This window comes from Synechococcus sp. CC9311 (assembly GCF_000014585.1).
In the GTDB taxonomy this organism is placed as follows: domain Bacteria; phylum Cyanobacteriota; class Cyanobacteriia; order PCC-6307; family Cyanobiaceae; genus Synechococcus_C.
Window position 1 is genome coordinate 1,090,230 of the sequence record NC_008319.1, and the last position, 23,643, is coordinate 1,113,872.

17 protein-coding genes are annotated in these 23,643 nt (G+C 46.1%); 14 read left to right on the plus strand and 3 right to left on the minus strand.

From position 1 onward, the window contains the following. Positions 1-3 precede the first annotated feature (3 nt). Positions 4-837: a dihydropteroate synthase gene (gene folP / locus SYNC_RS05605; protein WP_011619141.1), complete on the plus strand. Its 834-nt coding sequence runs from the start codon at positions 4-6 to the stop codon at positions 835-837. A 27-nt stretch (positions 838-864) separates the two neighbouring features. Continuing rightward, entirely contained in the window at positions 865-1,266 is a 402-nt protein-coding gene (locus SYNC_RS05610; protein WP_011619142.1) for a thiol-disulfide oxidoreductase DCC family protein, read from the plus strand. 293 nt (positions 1,267-1,559) lie between these two features. On the opposite strand, the gene SYNC_RS05615 is transcribed toward SYNC_RS05610, so the two are convergent. Then, positions 1,560-2,228 carry a hypothetical protein gene (locus SYNC_RS05615; RefSeq protein ID WP_148201861.1) on the minus strand — a complete coding sequence of 223 codons (669 nt, stop codon included), beginning with the start codon at positions 2,226-2,228 and terminating at the stop codon, positions 1,560-1,562. Positions 2,229-2,448: 220 nt separating this feature from the next. On the opposite strand from SYNC_RS05615, the gene SYNC_RS05620 reads away from it, so the two are divergent. The 6 genes from SYNC_RS05620 to SYNC_RS05645 all read left to right on the plus strand — a co-directional run bounded on the left by SYNC_RS05620 (position 2,449) and on the right by SYNC_RS05645 (position 15,543). Further along, positions 2,449-4,158 carry an ABC transporter transmembrane domain-containing protein gene (locus SYNC_RS05620; RefSeq protein ID WP_011619144.1) on the plus strand — a complete coding sequence of 570 codons (1,710 nt, stop codon included), beginning with the start codon at positions 2,449-2,451 and terminating at the stop codon, positions 4,156-4,158. Beyond that, positions 4,155-6,314: an ATP-binding cassette domain-containing protein gene (locus tag SYNC_RS05625; protein ID WP_011619145.1), complete on the plus strand. Its 2,160-nt coding sequence runs from the start codon at positions 4,155-4,157 to the stop codon at positions 6,312-6,314. The genes SYNC_RS05620 and SYNC_RS05625 overlap by 4 nt, the downstream gene beginning before the upstream one ends. A 46-nt stretch (positions 6,315-6,360) precedes the next feature. Continuing rightward, positions 6,361-7,779 (plus strand): HlyD family type I secretion periplasmic adaptor subunit, encoded by a 1,419-nt coding sequence (locus SYNC_RS05630; protein WP_148201862.1) that lies wholly within the window; start codon positions 6,361-6,363, stop codon positions 7,777-7,779. 154 nt (positions 7,780-7,933) lie between these two features. Next, a complete protein-coding gene (locus SYNC_RS05635; RefSeq protein WP_011619147.1) occupies positions 7,934-14,398 on the plus strand; it encodes an S-layer family protein in 6,465 nt (2,154 codons plus the stop codon). A gap of 2 nt (positions 14,399-14,400) precedes the next feature. After that, entirely contained in the window at positions 14,401-14,805 is a 405-nt protein-coding gene (locus tag SYNC_RS05640) for a hypothetical protein (RefSeq protein ID WP_011619148.1), read from the plus strand. Positions 14,806-14,871: 66 nt separating this feature from the next. Then, the gene (locus tag SYNC_RS05645) at positions 14,872-15,543 is read left to right on the plus strand and encodes a response regulator transcription factor (RefSeq protein ID WP_167897189.1); all 672 of its coding nucleotides are present in this window, start codon (positions 14,872-14,874) and stop codon (positions 15,541-15,543) included. A 68-nt stretch (positions 15,544-15,611) separates the two neighbouring features. Here the strand turns inward: SYNC_RS05645 and SYNC_RS05650 are convergent, their stop codons facing one another. Beyond that, positions 15,612-19,622, minus strand: a complete 4,011-nt coding sequence (locus SYNC_RS05650) for a magnesium chelatase subunit H (protein WP_011619150.1) — start codon at positions 19,620-19,622, stop codon at positions 15,612-15,614. A 118-nt stretch (positions 19,623-19,740) separates the two neighbouring features. On the opposite strand from SYNC_RS05650, the gene dapB reads away from it, so the two are divergent. Genes dapB through SYNC_RS05675 form a run of 5 tightly spaced genes read left to right on the plus strand, consistent with a single transcriptional unit; the run spans position 19,741 to position 22,958 of the window. Then, complete coding sequence (gene dapB / locus SYNC_RS05655; RefSeq protein ID WP_011619151.1) at positions 19,741-20,592, plus strand: 4-hydroxy-tetrahydrodipicolinate reductase; 852 nt, start codon at positions 19,741-19,743, stop codon at positions 20,590-20,592. Between the two features lie 11 nt (positions 20,593-20,603). Continuing rightward, positions 20,604-21,278, plus strand: coding sequence for a hypothetical protein (locus SYNC_RS05660; protein ID WP_011619152.1), 675 nt, complete (start codon positions 20,604-20,606; stop codon positions 21,276-21,278). An 18-nt stretch (positions 21,279-21,296) separates the two neighbouring features. Then, entirely contained in the window at positions 21,297-21,548 is a 252-nt protein-coding gene (locus SYNC_RS05665; protein WP_011619153.1) for a hypothetical protein, read from the plus strand. Between the two features lie 8 nt (positions 21,549-21,556). Beyond that, positions 21,557-22,726, plus strand: a complete 1,170-nt coding sequence (locus SYNC_RS05670; protein ID WP_011619154.1) for an FAD-dependent monooxygenase — start codon at positions 21,557-21,559, stop codon at positions 22,724-22,726. Positions 22,727-22,745: 19 nt separating this feature from the next. Then, positions 22,746-22,958, plus strand: coding sequence for a DUF2949 domain-containing protein (locus SYNC_RS05675; protein ID WP_041426491.1), 213 nt, complete (start codon positions 22,746-22,748; stop codon positions 22,956-22,958). On the opposite strand, the gene SYNC_RS05680 is transcribed toward SYNC_RS05675, so the two are convergent. Beyond that, the gene (locus tag SYNC_RS05680; RefSeq protein WP_011619156.1) at positions 22,949-23,467 is read right to left on the minus strand and encodes an adenine phosphoribosyltransferase; all 519 of its coding nucleotides are present in this window, start codon (positions 23,465-23,467) and stop codon (positions 22,949-22,951) included. The two genes, SYNC_RS05675 and SYNC_RS05680, sit on opposite strands and share 10 nt — an antisense overlap. Positions 23,468-23,486: 19 nt before the next feature. Between SYNC_RS05680 and SYNC_RS14640 the strand changes: the two genes are divergently transcribed. Then, on the plus strand, positions 23,487-23,627 hold the full coding sequence (locus SYNC_RS14640; protein WP_167897191.1) for a hypothetical protein: 141 nt from the start codon (positions 23,487-23,489) through the stop codon (positions 23,625-23,627). Positions 23,628-23,643 lie beyond the last annotated feature (16 nt).

Sequence of the window (23,643 nt, forward strand, 5' to 3'; positions counted from 1 at the left end):
TCGATGCGCTGGCCGAAGGATTGGGGCACGCGCACTGCCGTGATGGGAGTGATCAACCTCACTCCCGATTCCTTTAGCGATGGTGGTCAGTTCAACCAATTGAATAGGGCATTGGCTGAGGCGTCGCGTCAGATTGCCTCTGGGGCGGATTGCTTGGATCTGGGAGCCCAAAGCACCAGGCCAAATGCCATGGAAGTGGGAGCGGAAGAAGAGCTCAAGCGGCTGTTACCAACCTTGAGAGCTATTCGTAAAGAACACCCTGAGGTTTTGATCTCGGTGGATACCTTTCTTGCTGCGGTCGCCAATCAGGCTCTTGAGGCTGGTGCTGATTGGATTAATGACGTGAGCGGTGGGCGTCGGGACCCAGAAATGTTCTCGCTGATTGCAAGCGCAGGCTGCCCGTTTGTGCTGATGCACAGTCGAGGGAATAGTCAAACAATGGATCACTGCACCGACTACGGCAGGACTGGAGTTGTGAAAGGAGTCATTAATGAATTACGAGCCGCTACAGAGCACGCTCAAAAAGCAGGTGTGAATCAAAATCAGTTGATCTGGGATCCAGGTCTCGGATTTGCCAAAACAACCGAGCAAAATTTAGCCCTACTCAAACAGCTTGAGAGCATCGTTGCTGAAGGAATTCCTCTATTGCTAGGTCCTTCCCGAAAACGTTTTATTGGGGCTGTTTTGGACGAGCCACGAGCCAATGCTCGACTATGGGGGACTGCTGCGGTGTGCGCACGGGCGGTGGATGCAGGTGTGGCGATATTGCGTGTACACGACGTAGGGCCTATTCACCAAGTGGTAACGATGGCCTCCGCAATTGCTTCCAATCGCTAGAACTTTATTCGCTTAGAGAACCGCAGCATGAGTGAACCAAGCCCAAGCCTCACTCTTTTGTACGACGGTGGATGTCCGTTATGTCTTCGTGAAGTGAAGTTTTTGAAACGCCGGGATCGTGACGGAAAACTTGCTTTTGTAGACATTGATCAAGACGTATATGACCCTGCTCAATGGGAGGGAATTACGTATAAACAAGCGATGACAAATATCCATGCCATTCGGGCGAACGGAGAAGTTTTAAAGGACGTGGCTGTGTTCCGAGAGGCGTATCGCCATGTGGGACTCGGTTGGATCTATGCCCCAACCCAATGGCCCTTGATTGGAACATTGATTGATCAAATCTATGCACTATGGGCTGCACAACGTTTACGAATCACTGGACGGGCAAGTCTCAATGAATTATGTGAATGCAAACGAAATGAATAATATGATTGATTGCATACTCAAGAAAACAAAGCTTGAAATATGATGAGCCTAAAGACGTTTGAACTTTCTGATTGCTTGAAAATTTAATGATAGCGCATATCAAACATCAGTTAGCTTGGCTTCAGTATCAACTGTTGACACATGAAAGCAGGACAATAAATCAATATTAAGTTTATAAACCAGTTTGAAATATTCGCTATTAAGGTATAGCCTGATCAAAACGAAATAAAGTTGTCTGAACAAAGACTAAGCTTAGGCAACAAAATAAATGAATCAAACAATCCTGAAATAATTTAAATAACGAACATGCCAGACTCATTGAGCCGTAGTTGTGCGAAAAAATCTGTCAACTGAGGATTAATATCATTATTGCTGACAAGTATGTCGCCGATCCGGCCACCACTGATACTTTGACGTTCAAGTGCTTGATCTATGGAGGATTGGGAGACCAACCCGAGACTGACAAGTCTTTCGCCAAGCTTTAAACTGTTAAAATCTAGATTAGCAAGACTTTTTGTGAGAAAGAAATCAAGTATCTGGAAGGGGATATTCAAATTAAGCCGAAGAAATTCACCAAATCGCTGTGTATTGGAAAATGGCTGAAATCTGTCGAGCAATTCATCAAGATCTTGATCAGAAAGCAAACCACAAAGAACCAGTTTTCTGCCTAAAGCCTGAGAATTGAAATCAACAGATTGATTTATATGATTTTCATTAGACAGACTCCCCGAAATAATCTCAGGTCCATCAAACTTACTTTGCACCAACGGATCTGATGATAGGAAGGTAAATAACTGATTAGGATCTAAACGTGTCGTTCCAAACTTTTGAATAATTAATTCTTCAACGAATGAAGTCTCCGTGAAGGGAGCAATAATAGAAAAATTGAGGGGAAAAGTGTTTCCTTGACCTAGAACTTCTACTCGAGTCACATCACTTTTTAAAAGAAGTTTAACGGACACGGTATTGATCTTAAATATGCAGTATATCGACAATTATTCGTGTGCAGCGCAAGGATACTGAGAGATTGATGAGTGACTTCTAAGATTACGCTTAAAGTATAATGAAAATTTAAAAAAAGCATTCAAGATGCAACGAATTTGCACTTTTGGGGTCAAAAAGTTTTGACAGCGCAAGAAAAATTACTATGCTTTAAATATTCGATTCACTCATTGTCTAGCCGTGAAACAACTACAATTCAATCCTAATAGTTATTTCAAAAGAAAAGCCTTTAAATACAAACAACTTTTGCATGAGCTATCCCATCATCGATACTTTCAATCCTTAAGGCAATTTGATTGGAAAAAATATCGAATCGGACAAATAATTATTGCTTCCGTATTGATAAATCTGTTAGAGCTATCAGCACCTATCTATATTAATATTGTTTATTCTGTAATTCTTCCTAGGCAAGCAATTGAAAGCTTAATCTTGCTGACAATACTAGTTGTCGTATTAATGATGATTTCGGTTTGGCTAAAGATAATGAGGCTTGATTTGGTCGGTGAAGATAGTGCAAGAGTGACCCATGAGAAACGAGTCAATGCGATTAGTCACTTTGTATCTATTCCAATACGAAGTTTTTTAAAATCATCACCCTCAGAACACATATCTAGACTCAATAGTATTAATTTATTGAAAGACAACTCAGCACTGCAGTCCTTAACAACAGCAATTGATTTAATTTTTTCATTGATATTCATTGTAATCTTATTCATGGTGGGTGGGATTATTGCCTTACCGGTTTTGGTGGGAATTAGTGTATTCTTCTTTAAATCCCTATCATTTGCTAAAGACTTTGAAGATGTTAGCAAAGAACAAGATCAACTAGAGATCAAGCGATTAAACACCCAGATTGATACGGTTGATTCTGTAGATCTAATCAAAGCGAACGGATTAAACACGCAGTATTTAACTTCTCTAGAGCCATTACAAGAACGCCTATCTTGGCGAAGAATGAAAAATAATCAATACCTTTTAAAACACCAAGCGTTCGGCAATCTAGTGAGTCAGGCAACACTTGCAGCAGTAGCCACTCTCGGTGCAATTTTAGTCATCAACGATCGTTTATTGGTTGGTGCTTTGGCTGCAGCAATTTTACTCATCGGTAAAATCTTCAATCCTTGGCAAAGGCTTTCCACATTATGGAGCAGTTATCGAAGCTTAGTGCATTCACAGGATGAATACCAAGCTCTAATGAGCACACCAATTATCGAGGTCAACAACACTAAATCAGTAAATACAATATCTCCAACGAATACAGACATATTCACAATTACAACATCAGAACTCGGCACGCTAAAGATCCACCGCAATGAAAGTCATTGGATTAATTCCAATTCAAATGGTATGGAGATAACAAGAATGTTTGAAAATATTGTTTTAGCTGAAAATGATCAGACAATTCTGCTGAATGATATTCCGCTAAGTGAATATTCTGGATTAGAGATCATTGATAAAATAGCGTATGTAAATCCATCCTTCAGATCCTTTGATGGTTCTTTAATCCAAAATTTAAGCTGTTTTGAGCCTTCAAAGTATAAACGTAGCGCTCTTTTCTGGTCATATTTATTAGGGATTGATGAAAAGATAAAAACTCTACCACTTGGCTACGATACAACTATAGGAAGTCAAATGGGTTCAGGCTTATCTTCAGATGATGAAAAATTACTTCATATTATTTCTGGCCTATCTAAAAATCCGCTCATACTTCTAATCGACTTAAATGGATGTACGTTCGGAAAGCCATTTATTGAGGGTATACAGACGATCATAAGTTGTTGTAACGGTCGTACAACCTTAGTGATAGCAGGTACAAGTCCTGTTTTGGGCAAAATATGCAATCAAACGATTCAAACATTGTCAATGACTAAAGTTGGAGGTGTTCAATGAAAACTTCGAATAAAAATTCAACAATTGTGGGACACACACAAAATACACCACTGATACGAGATCTATCTCTCAGCCCTGATTTACCGCTTGTCTTTTGTATTAGGCTTCTTTTACAAGAGATTCAATGGACAGGATCAATTAACGAAATAGCAAATATAATCGGAAGAGATCCACAAGAAATAGATCTTGTAGATACAAGAAATTTATTTTTACGACTTGGTTATAATTCTCAACTGAAAAAGCTGAAAGACTTTAAATCAATCAACATTCACACATTACCAGCTTTATATATTGACCCAAGTGATCAACCTTTTGTTCTATTTGTAGAAGATCAAGATTCAATTATAGCCGGAAATGCAAAAGGTCGTTTTGATCTTAAAAAGATTGAGCCAGGTGGCTTTCTTTTAATACTTGACGAAATAAAGTCCAATGAAGATGTATCAATTATCAAACACATAGCCTATCGATTCTCCAATAAAATTTCTGCACTTTATTGGATTAGTTTTGGAATATCATTGCTCGCCTTGTCACTACCACTCTATTTGCGAGCAATTTACAATATTGCCATTCCAGGGGAAGCATTTATATCATCATTATTGTTATTCTTTGGAATTGGAGCTTTATTTATCCTTGAATTCAATATGCGTCAGTGGCGTTCAAATCTAATAAGTCAGATGGCTGGAAAGCTTGATTCACTTTTTGGAATGAGAGTTACTCAGAAATTCCTAGGACTTGACTACTCCCAACTTAAGAGCATCAATCTAAGTAACTACAACACGAGGATCAGAAATTTAGATGCGATGCTTAATTATCTAAAGGGACCATTAGCTTTAGCGTTGCTTGATTTCCCTTTCATTATAATTTACCTGATTGCAATTGGTCTTCTTGCTGGAAATCTTGTATTTGTACCGATTGTAATCATGTTGATAAGTGGCTCAATAATTTTAGTTTTATCGAAGTTTTACAGTGGAGCGGAAGAGTTAAATATAAAAACAAGCGTTGGTATATTGCAAGCACAGTTAGAATTAGTGAGAAGATTTAAAGAAATAAAACTTGCACATCTAGAATTAATTTGGGTACAGCGTATTCGTGCATTATCTGGTGAGAGCACTAAAAGTGGTTTGGTTCTCAATAAGCAAGCAGGAATTCTTCAAATACTAACCTCAACCTCATCTCAAATGGCAGGTACTTTAACGCTTGCAGTTGGAGCTTGGCTAATGTTTACAAGTCCTGATGGTAATAATGTTCTTGGAAACTTAATTGCCGCAATGTTTATTGTGTGGCGTGTCTTTACCCCCTTTCAATCCTTAATGAATGCATTGCTTCGTTTTGACACGATTAAAAATCAATATAGCCAGCTTGATCGTTTTCTAAAACTAAGGAATCATTCTTCTGTAACCAGACCATCTATTAACACCAAATCAAGATTATATGGTTCCATTCAATTGGATTCATTATCTTGTCGTATTCCTAGCACTTCAAGGCTATTACTTGCAAAAGTTGACCTTAGGTTTGTGCCCAGTACAATTTACGCCATAACTGGTAAATCAGGATGTGGTAAAACAACATTGCTCAACGTAATTGCACAACTTTATCCAATTGCAAATGGTACCCTTTCGTTTGATGGCAAAGATTACCGTCAGTTTACGAATGAAGACATTCAACGCAATATTTCATATGTAATGAACAATAGTCAATTCCTAAAAGGAAGTTTATGGCAAAATCTTACAGCAATGAATCCTGATGCTTCTTTTGAAGCTGTTAAGGAAATTTGCCAATTGATTGGTGTTTATGATTTCATCGCCAATCTTCCAGAAGGTTTTGACACTTACTTGAATAATGATATGAGTTATCACTTTCCTGTCGGAGTACAAAAACTTATTAGCTTGGCCCAGGCTCTGATTAAGGACTCACCAATTCTTCTTATTGATGATATTAGCCAGGGCTTAACATCTGTACAATTCGAGGCAATTGTTGATGCGCTTCCTAAACTTAAACAATGTATGTTTTCAAAGCAAGAGCGATGTATTATCCTGACAACGTCTAATAATAAAATGCTTGAATTAGCCGACAATATTTGCATTATTGATAAAGGTGTGTCTACTTTCCAGGGAACACAAAAAGAGCTCGAAGTTTTGGTTCAATCTAAAACTTAGATCACTAAATTATTTTTCTGACTTTTCTCTAATTTCATTCGTTTTCATGACCAACTCAACTTCAAATGGAATCGCTCCAGGTTCTAGCTCAAATGGAATCGCTCCCGATTCTAGTTCAAAGGTTTCTACTTCAGCCGATTCACTTCTTAGTCAACTTCCTGGTTTGTCAGCATCAGACTCTAATACATTATTAGGTAGAAATAGATTAGCTCAGGCATTAGAACTCGAAGACCCGCAGGATAATTTATTCGTTAGAAGAAGCCTTTATGTCTTAGGTGCAGCAGCTCTTATCTTTTTCCCGTGGGCCGCACTTACGCCGATTACCCAGGTTATAGAAGCTTCCGGTGAAGTTATACCTCAAGGTTCCGTTAACATCATTCAGCATTTAGAGGGTGGTATTGTTTCATCTGTCAACGTCAAAAATGGTCAGTCAGTCAGTAAGGGAGAAGCCTTGCTTCAATTAAATCCGCAAATGGTTGGTAGTGAATTTTCGGCTACAAAATCTAAACTAGATGCTCTTATTATCCAGCAAGAACAGTTGCGCGCCGCAATTCGCGGAGACGATGTATTGCCCAGTCAAAATAACATTGACGTTTTAAATCCAAGTGAAATTAAAGTAAGTGATGCACAACAGAATCTTCTAACGAGTCGATTAGCGAATGCATCAGATCAATTGAAATCTGCTAGCGCCGTTGTTGCTGAGAAATCTGCAGAAATCAATGGTCTCAATAAACAGTTGAAACTACTGATTGAAGAAAGAGACATGTGGGCTTCACTAACACAAGATGGTGCAAGCTCAAGGCTTCAACTTGTTAATGCTCAAGCGAAGGTTGAGGAAATTCGTGGTGCACGCAATGAGGCTACAAAGGCACTGGCTCAAGCAAAAGCTAATCTTCAAAGTCTTCAATCAGGCTTAGTACTCGAACAAAATTCAGAAATAGCAGCCTTGGTTAATGAGGAATCGGTTGTTGCAGAAAATATCAAGAAAGTCCGTTTCCAGCTTTCACGAATGGTTGTAAAAGCGCCAGTATCAGGAACAGTTAGTGACCTTCGTTTTTCTGCCCGCGGAGCTGTTGTTGCACCTGGAGCTGTGGTTGCGTCGGTTGTACCAGCTGGCACCACAAAATTAGTTGAAGCTCGTATCCCATCACAAGATATTGGATTTGTTCATATTGGACAAGATGTTGATGTCAATCTTCAGCCTTTTGATTCCTCTGTTTACGGTACTATTCCTGGACGTTTAACGTCAATTTCTGGGGATACTGTTCAAAACCCCGATGACCGCCAGTTTTATTACAATGCAACAATTGAACTTGATCGGCAGTACCTTGATTCCTCTAATAAAAAATACCCTGTTCAAGTTGGAATGCCCATCGTTGCAGATATAAAAGGGCAGCGCAGTAATGTTCTGCAGTATCTCTTCCATCCATTCGTTCGAACGCTCAATGGGGCGATGCGTGAATGAGTGATTCAAGAAATTCTCAGTTTGCATTCAGTTCTCTGAACCCGTTGCTGTGCAACGACTTTCGGTTTATCGCAGCTCTATTCTGTGAAGGGCTTAGGCCAAATGCTTTCTTGGTTTGATCTTTAATCGCAACTGGTAATTACCATTCAAACAGTTGCACAGGGTTCGTTTGGATAATTTTTCACCGGTCGTTGATGGTTCTACTGATGAAGCGTCTGTTGCTGAGGAAAACAAAAATAATTTTGTGCCCAATCGTCAGTCCTATAAGGGTGCTGGAGTCGCAGATAATCCTGAAGGAGTCACTGAATTTAATGACGTTGAAATTAAAACTCCTGTTGTTGAAGTTGCTAACCCTTCACCCCCCAGCCAGCAAGTCACTAGTGATATAGGCAATATTCCTGTAGATGCTGGTGGTTTAGGTGCTGATGCCAATCCATTTTTTGAGGGATTAGAAGAAGCCTTCACGATTGATGCTGTTTCTCCTACAAATCTTTTAACAGCGCCTCTTGCAGAATCTTCAGATGCAGATATTCCTCAACCGCAAGATTTTGCTCCCGATGCTGAACCACCTGCAGACACTGAGATAGAACCAGAACCAACTCCAGACCCCGATCCAGTTCCACCGACCATCTCAGTCGAGGACTTCGGCGACGTACTGGTTTTTGATGGTGGGCTGAACAATGGAAATTTCGTTGGTGTTCAATCAGCCGAAGACCTACTCAAATTCGATCCATCAATTGTTGGACCCGGCGGTCTAGGCGCAATCGCTTTAGTCAGCTTTGCTAGCAATTTCACCGTTTCAGCCCCGAGTGCAGGACTGGTATCCCGCGAAATCACTTATGGCCTGGAGTTAGAAGTTCCAGAAGGAACAACGCTCAACGCCAACAACCTGGCTGATCAAACAGCAGTGTTGAAGAGTGGCACTAACGACATCTATCTTTTTGAAGTCAATGGAACCATCTTTGGGTCAATATCGCCCACGACTGTTAGCGGCAATGAGGTTTTCAGAACCTTTATTGACTCCAGCACTGGACTTCTGACATTTGAACAATTTTTACCCATACAGCACGTCAATAGCATTGACACCACCACAAGTGATGCAGCAACAATTCTGGATCGGATGCTTTTGGCCGATAACCAGATTCAGCTGACAGCAAGAGTCACAGACGATTACGGCTCAGGACAAGTCCTCAGCGCTACAGCCTTTGTTGACTTGGGAGGCAATATTCAATTCGGTGATGACGGCCCAGCAGAAGGCACCATTGCCACACCCACCATCTCAGCCGCTCTGCTGACCAGCCTCAACACCGGCGATGGTGGTCTCTTAGACGGCAATGACAAGGCACTTCCTGCCACTGTCACCTCTGCCGCTCTCGCTGACACCTTCACGGGTGCTGTCACTCCTGACTACGGCGCCGACATCGACGCACCTCCCGCAGAGGTCACCATCGATACCGCTGGTAATGGCTTCACCTTCGACCTCGATACCTCGTCAGCCAATGCCAACGGCGCGGTCGATACACAACTCACCCTGTCTGATGGTGTCGGTGTAGCGGGTACGCAGGTCTACGCCTATCTCACCAATTCAGGCCGCACCATCGTCGGCCGTACCGCTGATACGGGCAGCACCGATGGCGATTCGGTCTTCACCCTGACCATCGACCAGGCCACCGGTGCGATCACACAAACCCAGAACGAGGCCTTCGCACACTCGTTGATCACCAATGGCACCGGCACCGTTGGGGTCGGCACCGTTCCCAGCGGCACCTACAGCACAACACCTATCGACCCGGCCACCGGGGACTCCGGGGACTCCGTCGACCTCGGCGTTCTCAACATCTCCGTCTCCGCTGATGTCCGCACCACCGATTCCGATGGTGATTACGTCATTCAGGCCGTCTCAACCGGCGACATCGCAGACGGCTTCAAATTCTTTGATGACGGCCCAGCAGAAGGCACCATTGCCACACCCACCATCTCAGCCGCTCTGCTGACCAGCCTCAACACCGGCGATGGTGGTCTCTTAGACGGCAATGACAAGGCACTTCCTGCCACTGTCACCTCTGCCGCTCTCGCTGACACCTTCACGGGTGCTGTCACTCCTGACTACGGCGCCGACATCGACGCACCTCCCGCAGAGGTCACCATCGATACCGCTGGTAATGGCTTCACCTTCGACCTCGATACCTCGTCAGCCAATGCCAACGGCGCGGTCGATACACAACTCACCCTGTCTGATGGTGTCGGTGTAGCGGGTACGCAGGTCTACGCCTATCTCACCAATTCAGGCCGCACCATCGTCGGCCGTACCGCTGATACGGGCAGCACCGATGGCGATTCGGTCTTCACCCTGACCATCGACCAGGCCACCGGTGCGATCACACAAACCCAGAACGAGGCCTTCGCACACTCGTTGATCACCAATGGCACCGGCACCGTTGGGGTCGGCACCGTTCCCAGCGGCACCTACAGCACAACACCTATCGACCCGGCCACCGGGGACTCCGGGGACTCCGTCGACCTCGGCGTTCTCAACATCTCCGTCTCCGCTGATGTCCGCACCACCGATTCCGATGGTGATTACGTCATTCAGGCCGTCTCAACCGGCGACATCGCAGACGGCTTCAAATTCTTTGATGACGGCCCAGCAGATTTTGCACCTGCAAACGCGACACTCGATAATGACGGATCAGATGAAGTAACGGAGACGTTGAATCCAACAGCGCTTAGGCCTGGGGCAGACGAATTAGGCTCACTTACATTTACTGGAATCAATAATGGCGACGACGCTTTAATAAAAAGTGGCGGTAATACGGTCAGCTATTACCTAATCAACAATGGAACAGAACTAATTGCATCGACAAAGACACTCGCCGAGTGGAATAGCCTATCGCCGACCGATCAGGCCGATCCGAACGCTGCTGACTATGTCTTTACAATCACACTTGATCCAAGCCAGTCAAATTACACCGTCAAAGAATATGCAACAATCGACGGAACAACTGATACCACATTGAATTATGATGTCAAATTAACAGACGAAGATCTTGACTTTGTTGACGGCGACTTTGAAGTAACTTGGGCGCCATCGCCGGCAGTGCTAAAAGTCGGAGAAAATATAAGTGACGTCGCAAGCTCAACTACTCCTTACAAAGTTGATTACGATTTAGTGAGCAAATCTGACATAATCCCAACAGGGTCAGGAACAATCGAAGGAACTAATGGCGAAGACATATTAATCGGAGACGTCGGCGGCGGATCACTAGTAAACCAAAGCATAAATCTTTCACTGGTGCTCGATGTATCGCGCAGCATGATTCTGAGTAACATCAACTTCAACAATGCGTCAGTAACGCGCTTTAGTGCATTGCAAACCGCAACAAAAGACTTGTTGAGCGAAATAGCTCAAAGTGGCGCAACAGCAAAAGTGCAAATTGTTAAATACTCAACCGAAGGGAGTGATGTAGGATACTACAATTTTACGAGTGGCGACGATCAAACGGTTCTAAACCAAGCTTTCCAAGACATCGATGACCTCCAGGCAGGCGGAGGGACAAACTACGAAGCAGGATTGGTCACTGCCCTGAACTGGATCAGCGGTGGGATTACATCCAATACACCGTTAAATGTTAATCAAACGGATAAAGATAAGGTGATATTCATATCGGATGGAGAGCCATCTTTTTATTATAGAGGCAATGACACCCAAGAGGTCAATGGGCCTGGAAATACTTTTAGTCAAGCCGCAATAGATCACATACAAGGAAACTACAACGGTAGTGGACCGGACGACACCGTTGACGAAAGGCTACAGATCGAGAATCAGCAATTTTCGATCGAAGCAGTTGGAATTGCCACAGGCAATACGGCTACCAGCAGACTAAGTGAAGTCGAAATCAGGGGTCAAGCAACAGCAATTACAACAGGGCAGCAGCTTGAGGATGTCCTCGGCCAACTGACAGGCCTGGATGAACTCAATGATGTAGGCAACGACGTAATCAACGGAGATGATGGGGATGACCTTATTTTTGGCGATGTAACCTATACAGACGATTTGATCGGAAACACTGTACAAAACACAGCAGGCGTAACAGTACAGGTCCCATCAAATAACTTGGTGATTGGTGATGGCTGGAAAGTCTTTGAAGCTCTAGAAAGCCAGAGCGACTGGGATAGAGAAGATACGGTCAACTACATCAGAAACAACTCTGATGAAGTAGCCAAAGAAACAGTGCTAAACGATGGCACAACGCGCAGTGGGGGCGACGACAATATCAGTGGCGGAAGTGGCGACGACACGATTTATGGCCAGGAAGGCGACGACACGATTGCTGGAGACGAAGGAGACGATCGGATTGCTGGAGGAACTGGTGACGACACGATGACCGGCGGGGATGGTGATGATCAGTTCGTGTTCTTCAAAGGGCAGGGGAGAGAATCTACAGAAAACGCATTCTTTGATAATTTTGACGACAGAACACAACTATCGGGAAGCAATTGGAGCCAGTGGACTGAAACCGGCGACAACAATCCTGGGGACTTCGGCGGCAGAGGAAATGCAAACACTGGCCTTATCAAAAGTGCATATCGCAATGGTGGACCAATCAACAGCACAGCCATTGAATTCGACAATGCTGACAACAACCGGTCCCTGACAAGTGATCTGATCACCATCAACCAATCACAGATAAACCAGGGTGGAACTGTTGAATTGTCATTCGATTGGAATGAAAGCGCAGGCGGCACCACTAGATACGTTGAAGTATATTATGTGAATCAAGGAGGCTTTGAAACAAGCAGCGGATTTAGGGTCACAGGAAATTCAAATTCGGGGAGCACAACACTGGATCTAACCAGCTATGTCGCAAGCAACAGCTCATTCAAGGTTCGATTTAAATCGAGCGGAAATTGGAGAGACCAGGATGAAATCTATTTCGACAACATTTCAATCGACATCGTCAATCCAATCTCAAGCATCGATGTCATCACAGACTTCAATCTACCCAGCCAGACCGGATCAGACACAATTGAAATCGTTGGAGACAATATTAGCGGCGTATCAGCCACGAACTCAGGTCTCACATCATCAATTGGAGGAATCGTCTACGAAATCAATGTCAGCTACACGAATCAAAGCGACGATATTTTCTACGTTGATCTCCCCACAGGAAGCCTGAATGGCAACATCACGATCGCAGCAAACTCCGCAACCTTGGATGGGCCCATCGCAGGTGCACAACTCTTCCTTGATCAAGACTTCGATGGATCCATCGACGCCAATGAACTGATCGGGGTCACCGATGCAAACGGTGAAGTCGCATGGCAGATCCCCCTGGCAGACCTCGATGTCAATCAAGACGGCATCTTCACTCTCGGTGAAGCACGGGCCGTGCAGACCGGCGGAACAGACACCGAAACAGGCCTCAGCTACGCCATCAATCTGTTTGGGCCAGCCGCAGGCAATGTGATCACACCACTCACCAGTCTGTTGCAGGCACGGATCGAAAACGGTGACGATCGGGAGACGGCGCAGTCCGAGCTGCAACAAGCACTCGATCTGCCTTCAGAGACGGCGATCACATCCTTGAACCCAATGACCAGCACAGCCGAGGTGTTCGCCACCACGGCAGGCGTGATGACACTCGCCGTTCAACTGGCCGAACTCAGCGCTGTTCAGCAGCAGATCTCTCCTGCAGAGGTGTCCTTTGAGGTGTTCACTGCGCTGTCCGACCAGATCGTGGCCAACGGAAAAGATAATTCAATCCAACTGGCAGACAAGGCGCTGATCAACGATGTAGCCGAACAACTCGGCCTTGATGGCATCGATGCCAATGTTCTGGAGTTCCTCTCCTCCAGCCAACTGGCCATTGAGAGTTCGATTCTCAACCTGACACCTGATGACAATGCGGTGGATGCCGTCAGCGCCGTGCAGGTTCTTACTCAGGGTGAATACGCTGGCATGCTGGCTCAGGTCGCTAATGGTGAGTTGAGTAGTGGTGCTCTGCTGGATCTGACGGACAATCTCAACCAGATCGCTGAAGACAATGGGCTCAACAGCGAAGCGGTGCAACAGGCAGAAGCACAAACAGCTGCCGCCTATGAAACACAAGCACTCTCCCCTGAGGCCAATGAGATAGATCCTGATCCGACACAAACCACAGGCGATGAGCTTGGGAATAACGAAATTGATTTGTTAACTACAACCATTGATTCCAATACGCCTGTAGGAGACTCATCGACTGCGGCTGAAGACTCAAGCACTAATCTTGATCAAGATACAGAGAGCAATGAAGGCACTCCATTAACAACTACAAGCACAGAATTAACCCAGTCCAACGAGCTTGAAGAAGCCAATGATTTCAGCACAGAGGATCTTGTGGGTCAGTACCTCGAATCCAATCCTGTAGAAGATGATGTGATCGCAGAGGTGTATGAAATGATCAACAGTAATCTCGATTCAGACATTATTAATTCTGATATTGCCATAGAAGACTTATCGATTGGTAACGAGGAGTACGAAAACGAACTCGATATCGATGTAGATTTAGATATGGTTATAATCGATTCCATGGATGAGATGCCACTTGATGTTGCTGAGGATTATTCCGTTCTTGCCTAAATATGATTGATATCACTTCTGCAGGAGCTGAAATTGGAGGATCGATCACTGATGTGGTCAGTCAATTCCTCGACATGGCACGAACCAGCGAGATTGATTCTCCAGGATCTACCACCCGTCAAGCTGGTTTGATGTATGAGCTGGATAGCTTGGTCAGTGATTTTCTTGATCAGAATCAGATTTCTTCCGAAGAATACAATTCTCTCGAACAGCAGGTTCTCAATTCAGTAGCTGAAGAGCTCATTCTCGACTCCGACCATCATGATTCGCTTGATCTTCGTGCCGATGATCAAGGAAATTACGATGCCGAGTCGGTTATGGCAGCCATTGATCTAGACCTTAGCGCGGTTGATGACCTTAACCTTCCATCTATGATGTCAGATGGGTTTGACGGCCTCGATGTCTAAGCTCATTCCATTAATGCCAAGAGACCTCGAAGCGACTCAATGCTTAATTCAGATCGGCGAATTCTCTTGTTCTCTGATCAGCCACCATCAACTTCTGTTGTTTTTAAACATCTAAAGTCTTCTCAGTTCTATATTCTGTTGATTGACGAATTTACAGATCAAAGGTTATCCTCAAGCCTTGAGGATCGTCCTGATTTAATCCTTATTGATGTCAGTCACTTTCAATTTCAAGCTTCACTTCAGCTGATTCGACTAATTCGCTCCAAGAAAATATCTGTGCCTCTGATTAATTTGGTTAGGGATGATCACTATTTGGCACGTGTTCAGTCACTCCAGGCTGGTGCTGATGATGTCCTGTCATTTCCTTTTGCTTACGAAGAGCTTGATGCCCGCTTGGATTCGCTCTTCCGCCGTGCATCGATGGGGGCAAACCATCTCGATGGCACAGTGCTTCGTCATACAGATCTAGAACTGAATACCGATACACGTGAAGTGATCCGAGATGGGATCTCAGCCAAACTCACGGTTAAAGAGTATGACCTCTTGGTTTATTTTCTACAAAATCCAGGAATGGTATTGGCTCGAAAAACAATCATGAACAATGTGTGGGGACAAAGCTGGACAGGAGACGATAATCTTCTTGACGTTTATATCCGTTATTTGCGTAAGAAAATTGAGCGCCCCAAACTTGAAAAACTGATACAGACTGTTCGAGGTGTCGGCTATATCTTGAAGTAGTTAAGCAAGTATTATCGGTTCGCGCTAATCCGATCTGATCTCTTTGCATCGATTGATGATCGAGTTGATTATGAATCTTTGACTCCCTCAATTCGATCCTCAACCTCTTGATAAAGCTCCTGCAGTTGCTGAATGTTTTCATCGGAGGTTTCCCAATACCCACGTCCATTCACCTCAAGCAATGTTCCAACAATTCGCCTGAAACTATGGGGATTAAGTTCCAGCAAGCGTTTACGCATTTCTGGATCATTGATGAATGTTTCATTGGCTTCTTCGTATACAAAGTTGTCAACAGATCCGCTAGTAGCACTCCATCCAAGCGTGAAGTTCAGGCGCTTCGCAACTTCGCGCACTCCTTCATAACCAGAGTCGAGCATGCCTTCATACCACTTTGGATTGAGCAGTTTGGTGCGCGAGTCCAGGCGAATTGTTTCACTTAAGGAGCGAACCTGAGCATTCGCCGTCGTTGTGTCTGCGATGTAGCTTGTTGGTGATTTTCCGTCATCGCGAAGTCCCTGAATCAGCTTGGTGGGGTCGCTGTCGAAATAATGGCTTACATCAGTGAGTGAAATCTCAGCGGAGTCGAGATTTTGGAAGGTTACGTCTGCTGTCTTCATCACGGATTCGAAGACTTCACGCTTTTGATCCATTTCGCCTGGGTTGTCGGCGTTAAAGGCAAAAGTTTTGCGAGAGAGGTACATCTCCTGAAGCTCTCCCTCTTCTTCCCAGGTGCTGTTTTCTACAGCCAGGTTTACGTTTGAGCTATAGCTACCGCTGGCATTGGAAAACACACGGCAAGCAGCATCACGAAGACTTGTGCCTTCTTTCTCTGCTTGTTCAAGAGCATGCTTTCGAACAAAGTTTTGGTCAATAGATTCATCCGATTCAGCAGCCATTTTCACGCCTTGATCAATTAGCGCCATCTGATTGATGAATAAGTCTCGGAACACACCCGAACAATTCACAACAACATCAATCCTTGGTCTCCCTAGTTCTTCCAGGGGAATGAGCTCGAGCTTATTGACCCGGCCTAGAGAATCGGGAACAGGTCGCACGCCGATGAACCAAAGGATTTGAGCGAGTGATTCTCCGTAGGTTTTGATGTTGTCAGTTCCCCAGAGCACGCAAGCGATGGTTTCCGGCCAATCGCCCTGTTCTTCTCTCTGTCGTTCGATCAATTTGTCGACAACAACTTTGGCTGCAGCCACTGCTGCTCTGGTAGGAATCGCTTGAGGATCAAGAGCGTGAATGTTTTTGCCACTCGGCAGTACCCCTGGATTCCTGATTGGGTCTCCTCCGGGGCCAGGCAGAACGTATTCCCCATCGAGAGCCCTTAACAGGCTTTCCATTTCCATATCTGCGCAAATTTGTTGGAGGCAGAAACGCAAATAGGTAAACAGGGTGTCAAGCGCAGTGCTGTCAACGTTTGCGAAACCACCACTCGAACAGGCTCTGAACCAAGGTGTTTGCAGTTTGAATCCAAACCGAGCGATCAGATTCAGGAACCAACTAAAGCTTTCGCGCATATTGACGCGACCGTCGCTTCCTGTCAGCGAACGCACCATCGATCCCACAGCAGCGCGTGAAACTTCTGTGATCGTGCGATTGAGTTCCACATCTTCAAGAACGCCATCATCGTTGCCTTGATAGATATCTTCGATCTTGCGTCCAAGCGATTCAGCGAGTAGTCCCGGTAAAGAACGAAGCCCGTCGTCTTCACGCTCCAAGGCGGCAATACTCACCAGTGTTGCAATCGCTTCTTCTGCCGTGGGCGGCTTACCGATGGTATGAAGGCCACAGGGAAGCAGGCGACTTTCAATTTCCATCAACTGGCGATAGATCGCCCCAACAATGGCGTCGCGCTCTTCGAGATTGAGATCAGATGAATCTTCGTCAGGCAGCGTGACATCTTTATCAAGATTGCATAAGCGTGCTGTTTCTACGATCGCGTTCACGATTTGAACTCCCCTACCACTTTCTCTCAGTTGTTGATAGGAACCCACCAACTCACCAAGCTCCTTGAGTCCTTTATATAAACCAGCATTTTCAGCTGGTGGTGTGAGGTAACTAATCGTGGATGCATAACCTCGCCGTTTTGCGATCGTTGCTTCTGATGGATTATTGGCTGCGTAGTAATAGAGGTTCGGTAAGGCTCCAATCAGGGAGTCTGGGTAACAGCTTTCACTCATGCCCATTTGCTTGCCGGGCATAAATTCAAGTGAGCCATGTGTGCCGAAGTGGAGCACTGCATCGGCTCCCCAAACCTTCTCTAAGTACGTGTAATAGGCTGCAAAACCATGATGAGGACTCGCGCTGCGTGAATAGAGAAGGCGCATAGGATCACCTTCATAACCAAAAGTTGGTTGAACTCCTACAAAGATATTTCCAAAATGACGTCCATAGATCAATAAATTTTGTCCGTCGCTATTTAAGTTGCCCGGTGGTTTTCCCCAGTTTTCTTCTAAACGTTCTGAATAAGGAGTGAGCCTTTCATACTCTTCAACGCTCATTCGATGCGCGATCGAGAGTTCTGGTGATCCTTGAAGTGCTTCTGGATCGTTGATCACCGTTTCCATGAGTGCTTTCGCATCACGTGGCAAGTTCTTAACGTCGTATCCCTTGGCCTTCATCTCTTGAAGAACCCTGTGAATCGAGTCGAAAACATTGAGATAGGCTGCAGTTCCTACATTTCCCTTGTCTGGGGGAAAGCTAAAAACGGTGATAGCTAGCTTTTTCTCTTGCCGTGGTTTCAGGCGTAATGATGACCATCGGATGGCTCTCTCAGCAATCGCATCCACGCGATCTTGCAGGGTATGAGCTTTACCCGTGGCGTCATCACGACCAGATAAAACAATCGGTTCGATTGCGCCGTCTAATTCGGGAATCGCGATTTGCAGTGCTACCTGCACTGGGTGAAGCCCTAAATCACTTTTTTCCCATTCTTGCGTGGTTTGAAAGACCAATGGCAGGGCAACCATGTAAGGCCGATTGAGTTTTTTCAGAGATTCAACGGCTTTGGGATGGTCCTGACGCGCTGGACCTCCAACTAAGGCAAAACCTGTAAGAGAAACAATGCTGTCCACCAAAGGCTGCTCTGAATTGAGCGGGTCGTAGAAAAACGCATTGACAGGTTTTGAGAAATCAAGACCTCCGCAGAAGATCGGAATGACGCGTGCACCTCGGAATTCAAGTTCTTGGATCGTTGCCACGTAGTGGGCGTCGTCTCCAGTCACGATGTGACTTCGCTGGAGCACGAGACCAATCACTGGTCCCTTGCGGGCTTTGTCGTTGAGATCTGGGCGACTCGCCGTCCAATTCAAATATTCCTTTAAATCCTCAAACATTTGAGGTGCTAGTGGGTGCCAAATCCCTAGATCAGGAAAAACTTCTGGATCGGCAACAGCTAGTTCAGGACGTCCATCACCTTCTGATGCAGGAAAAACATATTTATCAGCCAGCATCAACAGAAAATTTCGGAGATTGTCTGGAGTGCCACCCAGCCAATATTGAAAACTAAGCATGAAGCTGCGAGCGTCTTGAGCCTTCTCAACAGGCAAATACTTGAGCACTGTTGGGAGCGTATTCAAGAGCTTGAGCATTGCGTCTTGAAAACCCGCGCCACCAGCTTCTTTTCGCTTTTTCATGAAGCCGGCGATCGCGCTTTTGCTCTGCCCGAGTTGAGCCATCGAGAAGCTGCCTAACTTGTTCAGGCGCATCACCTCAGGCATCGAGGGGAAGACAACTGCTGCTTTCAGTCGATCGCGGTGAAGACTGACTGCATCAACAATTTTCTGGGCGAGATCTTCAATAAAAATGAGGGATCCAATAAAGACGTCGGCTTCAGCGATGTCTTTTTGAAAATCTGCGTAATTATGTTCATCACGAAGTTCCTCAATGAGATAACCGCAAAGTTCAATCCCAATCGGACCATCTTGCGCATTGAGACTGATCGCTGCTTGTGTTAATGCACTTTGATATTGCGGTTCAAGAACGACGTAGACGGCCTTCATGACCGATTGATGATTGTTGTTCTCAGCAGGAACAATCCGACGATCAGCGGAACGGACCTGCGTAAACATCAGCACATATGAGCAATGTAAAGAAGCTTACGGGTGTCTGTGACGCTCTGCCTGAGATCTGCATTTCGTGTTACATCCGCGCCTGGCCCCATAGGCTGAGTCCATCTGCAACACGTTCATGAGCGACATCCAGACCGGTTCGATCCCTGTTGTGGTGACCGGTGCGCTGGGTCGAATGGGTGCTGAAGTGATTCGAGCAGTTCAAATGGCTCCCGATTGCCATCTGGTGGGTGCAGTGGACAACACACCCGGCAAAGAGGGGCATGACGTGGGCGAATTACTGGGGCTTCAATCCCTTGAGGTGGCTGTTACTGCGGATCTAGAAGGCTGCTTGTGCTCTGCGAGTCAGGCCGTTCGAGATGCCGGGCCTGGGAAAGGTGCCGTCATGGTGGATTTCACCCACCCATCTGTGGTGTATGCCAATACCAGAGCCGCGATCGCCTATGGCGTGCATCCCGTGATTGGGACCACGGGGCTGTCACCCGCCCAACTTGAGGATCTCCAATCGTTTTCCGACAAGGCATCCATTGGTGGGGCTGTGATTCCCAACTTCTCTGTGGGAATGGTGTTGCTTCAGCAGGCTGCTGCCGCTGCTGCCCGGTTTTATGACCACGCCGAGCTGACCGAGCTCCATCACAACCGCAAGGCCGACGCTCCTAGCGGAACCTGCATCAAAACAGCCGAACTGATGGAGGAACTCGGAAAACAATTTAATGAATCAGAAGTGGATGAACATGAATCTCTGGCTGGATGCCGAGGTGGGCAGCGTCCGAGTGGACTGCGGTTGCATTCTTTGCGATTGCCTGGCCTGGTGGCTCATCAAGAAGTGATGTTTGGCTCTCCAGGTGAGACCTACACCCTGCGGCACGACACGATTGATCGGGCTGCATATATGCCAGGCGTGTTGCTTTGCATCCGTAAAGTGCGACAACTACAGGCGCTGGTTTACGGCCTCGAGCGTCTTCTTTAGGGGTTGGCAGGATGTTGATTCCGCTTCGTCCCGGTGAGTTGCATCGGTTGATACCCGCTGTTGCCACCGGTCAACAATTCAAAGCAGCCCTTGGCAATCCACGAAAAGTTCTCCAGCGAGTGCTGATTGCCACGATTGGGGGAGTGATCACTCTGTTAATCAGTCAGAGCCAGTTATCCAGTCGATGGGGCTCGATCTTGTTAATGATTGGCGTTGTGTTTTTGCTCTATGTGCTGTGGGGGCCGATTGTGGAAGCCGGTCAAAAAAATGCCGTTTTACGCCGGTATCCCTCGGCGGCTCTTTTTGAGGGGGAGATCGTTAAGGCCTATCGGCAGGAGCGAGTGGAAAATCAACGGGAGCAGGCTGATGCCCGTGGCCAGCTCGAATTAATTGAAAACCGAAGAACGTGGATGGTGCTGGAGCTCGCTGATGAAGACGGCTATCTCGGACGGATCTCCTTTCCAATGACGAAGAACCATGCATCGATTCGCGCCGGAGTGTTGATCCGCTGTGTGGTGCTGAGTGACCGCAACGATTTTTCGAGATTGGGCGCTCTTACTGATGCTTGGCTTCCTGGTCTTCGGATGTGGATCGGAGAGTACCCATACCTGCTTCGACCTGCGTTCGAAGACCTCTGCCGCATGCGCTTGCGCAACGTTTCTTCACAAATGGGTTACACTTCTTAAAACACCGGCAAGTTCCTCATGACTCAGGCCTCTACAAACGCAGCAACCATCCGCGGCGCAACCGTAACCACAGAAGATGGTGGTCGTCTGAATGCTTTTGCTACTGAGCCACGCATGCAAGTTGTGGACGTTGAGAGTGGTTGGGGCTTCCATGAGCGTGCAGAAAAGCTGAACGGCCGCATGGCTATGCTTGGTTTCATTGCTTTGCTTGCAACCGAATTGGCCATGAGTGGTGAAGCTTTCACCCGTGGACTTCTTGGTATCGGCTGATCACAGTAATGACCGGCTACCTCGCTCCGATTCGGATTAACGGAGCCGGTCCAACGGGAAGTTTGCTTGCCATTGGCCTTGCAAATTTTGGGTATCCAATTCATCTTTTTGATCCCCTGAGTGCAGATCAAATCTGTTCTCGAAGTAGGGCTTATGCTTTAACTCATTCCTCTAGACGTCTCCTAACGCGATTAGGCCTTTGGAATGAGTTATTTCCTTTCTTATCACCATTTAAGACCTTGAGTCTTGAAGATCGTGGTATCAATCAATCTGTAAATTTTACAGAATCAGATCTTCATTCATCTAATCGATCATCTCGTACGGTTGGATGGATCTTGGATCACGCTGTCTTGATGAAGCTCTTGATGAGCAGACTTGAGAGATCCACCCATGTGGAACTTCACCTCGGCGAAGCTTCCTATCAATCTCTTCATTCCACTCACGATTTTGGATTGGTGATTGCAGCTGATGGTCCTCGCTCACCCACGAGAACACAACTCAGGTTTCCTTGGTGGTCACACTCTTACTCGCAGGGTTGTTTAACTGCAAAAGTACGTTTTCGAGATATTGATTCTGAAAAGGCTTTTGAATGCTTTAGGCCAGAAGGCCCGTTAGCCATTCTTCCGCTGGGAAATGCAGACTTTCAAGTTGTATGGAGTGCTCCTCTTCATCGATGTCGTCAGCTGGCTGGTCTCCAAACATCGGCCTTTTTAGACCAGCTTTGTACGATCCTTCCCCATGGTCTTGAGCCAGATGCGTTGCTCGATTCACCCGCAGCTTTCCCCTTAGAAATTAGCTTGGCGCCAAAACTGCATCGAGATAATGTTGTTCTCGTTGGTGAATCTGGCCATCGCTGTCACCCTGTGGGAGGGCAGGGTCTCAACCTTTGTTGGCGTGATGTTGAAACTCTTCTTCAGCTGCTGACCTCTGCTTCCTCCATTCGGCGGGGTCTAAAAGCAATTCCTCGTCGTTACACGAGGCGTCGTTATTTTGATTTGTTAGCTGTTGGCTTTGCCACCGATCTTCTTGTTCGATTATTCTCCAATCGTCAGTTAGGACTACTTCTTGTACGGCGTTTTGGGCTCTTCATGCTCAAGCACTCTCCCTTGATTCGCCGTGTTTCGCTTCAGGCGATGTCTGATGGACCATGCACGCTTCTGAATCACTTGCCAGAGTGAGTGCAATTGATTGTTTTTGATGGTCATTAGCAGTGACCCACAACCCAAGCCATCCGCAGAATTGCTGGCCTACTTGCAGGGCAAGCTTGGATTGAGTGCCAATGCCATCAACCTTGGTTTGCGCCAATCCGAATTGGAACAGGCACCCCTACCTGTGGTGCTCTGGAGTTTTGGTCTTCTGAGCTTGCAGGGATACCAAGATGTTTTGGACTGGCAGCAATCTCAGGAGTAGTGAATGAGTGATTCAACCTGGATATCACCGGGAAGGCGTCCTCGTCCTTTTAATTCTGTGAGTTCCACGATGAAGGCACAACCAACGAGTTGACCGCCAGCCTGTTTGACCAAATCAGCCGTGGCCGAGGCGGTCCCTCCTGTTGCTAACAGATCATCAACGACCAGAATTCTTGGTTGGCCTCTCATGGCGTCGGCATGAATCTCGAGCCGATCAGTTCCGTATTCCAGGGCGTAATCAATTCCATAGACCTTGCCGGGGAGTTTCCCTGGTTTGCGGACTGGAACAAACCCAAGCTTCTTATGCGTTGCCAAACCCATTCCCACGATGAAACCCCTGGCTTCTATTCCCACAATCAGGTCTGGCTTCAACGAATCGCACAGCACACCTAAACGATCCATCACCTCGGCCCAGCCCACGGGATCACGCAACATCGGGGATATGTCGCGGAACAGAATTCCTGGTTTTGGAAAGTCCGGAATATCTTGAACGTAGTGATGAAGATCCAAGGACGCATGCTTGTGAGACTTGAGCGTCATCATCGCAGATATGGCGATAGATCATTTTGAGTTGTGTTGTGCTTCAGCTTCTCTAAACCGTCTTACGGTTTCGATGGTTATTCAAAAGTTTGTTGAAAGTGTTACTGATAGCATTGATATTCCTGATTGATTCGTGGTGATATGCA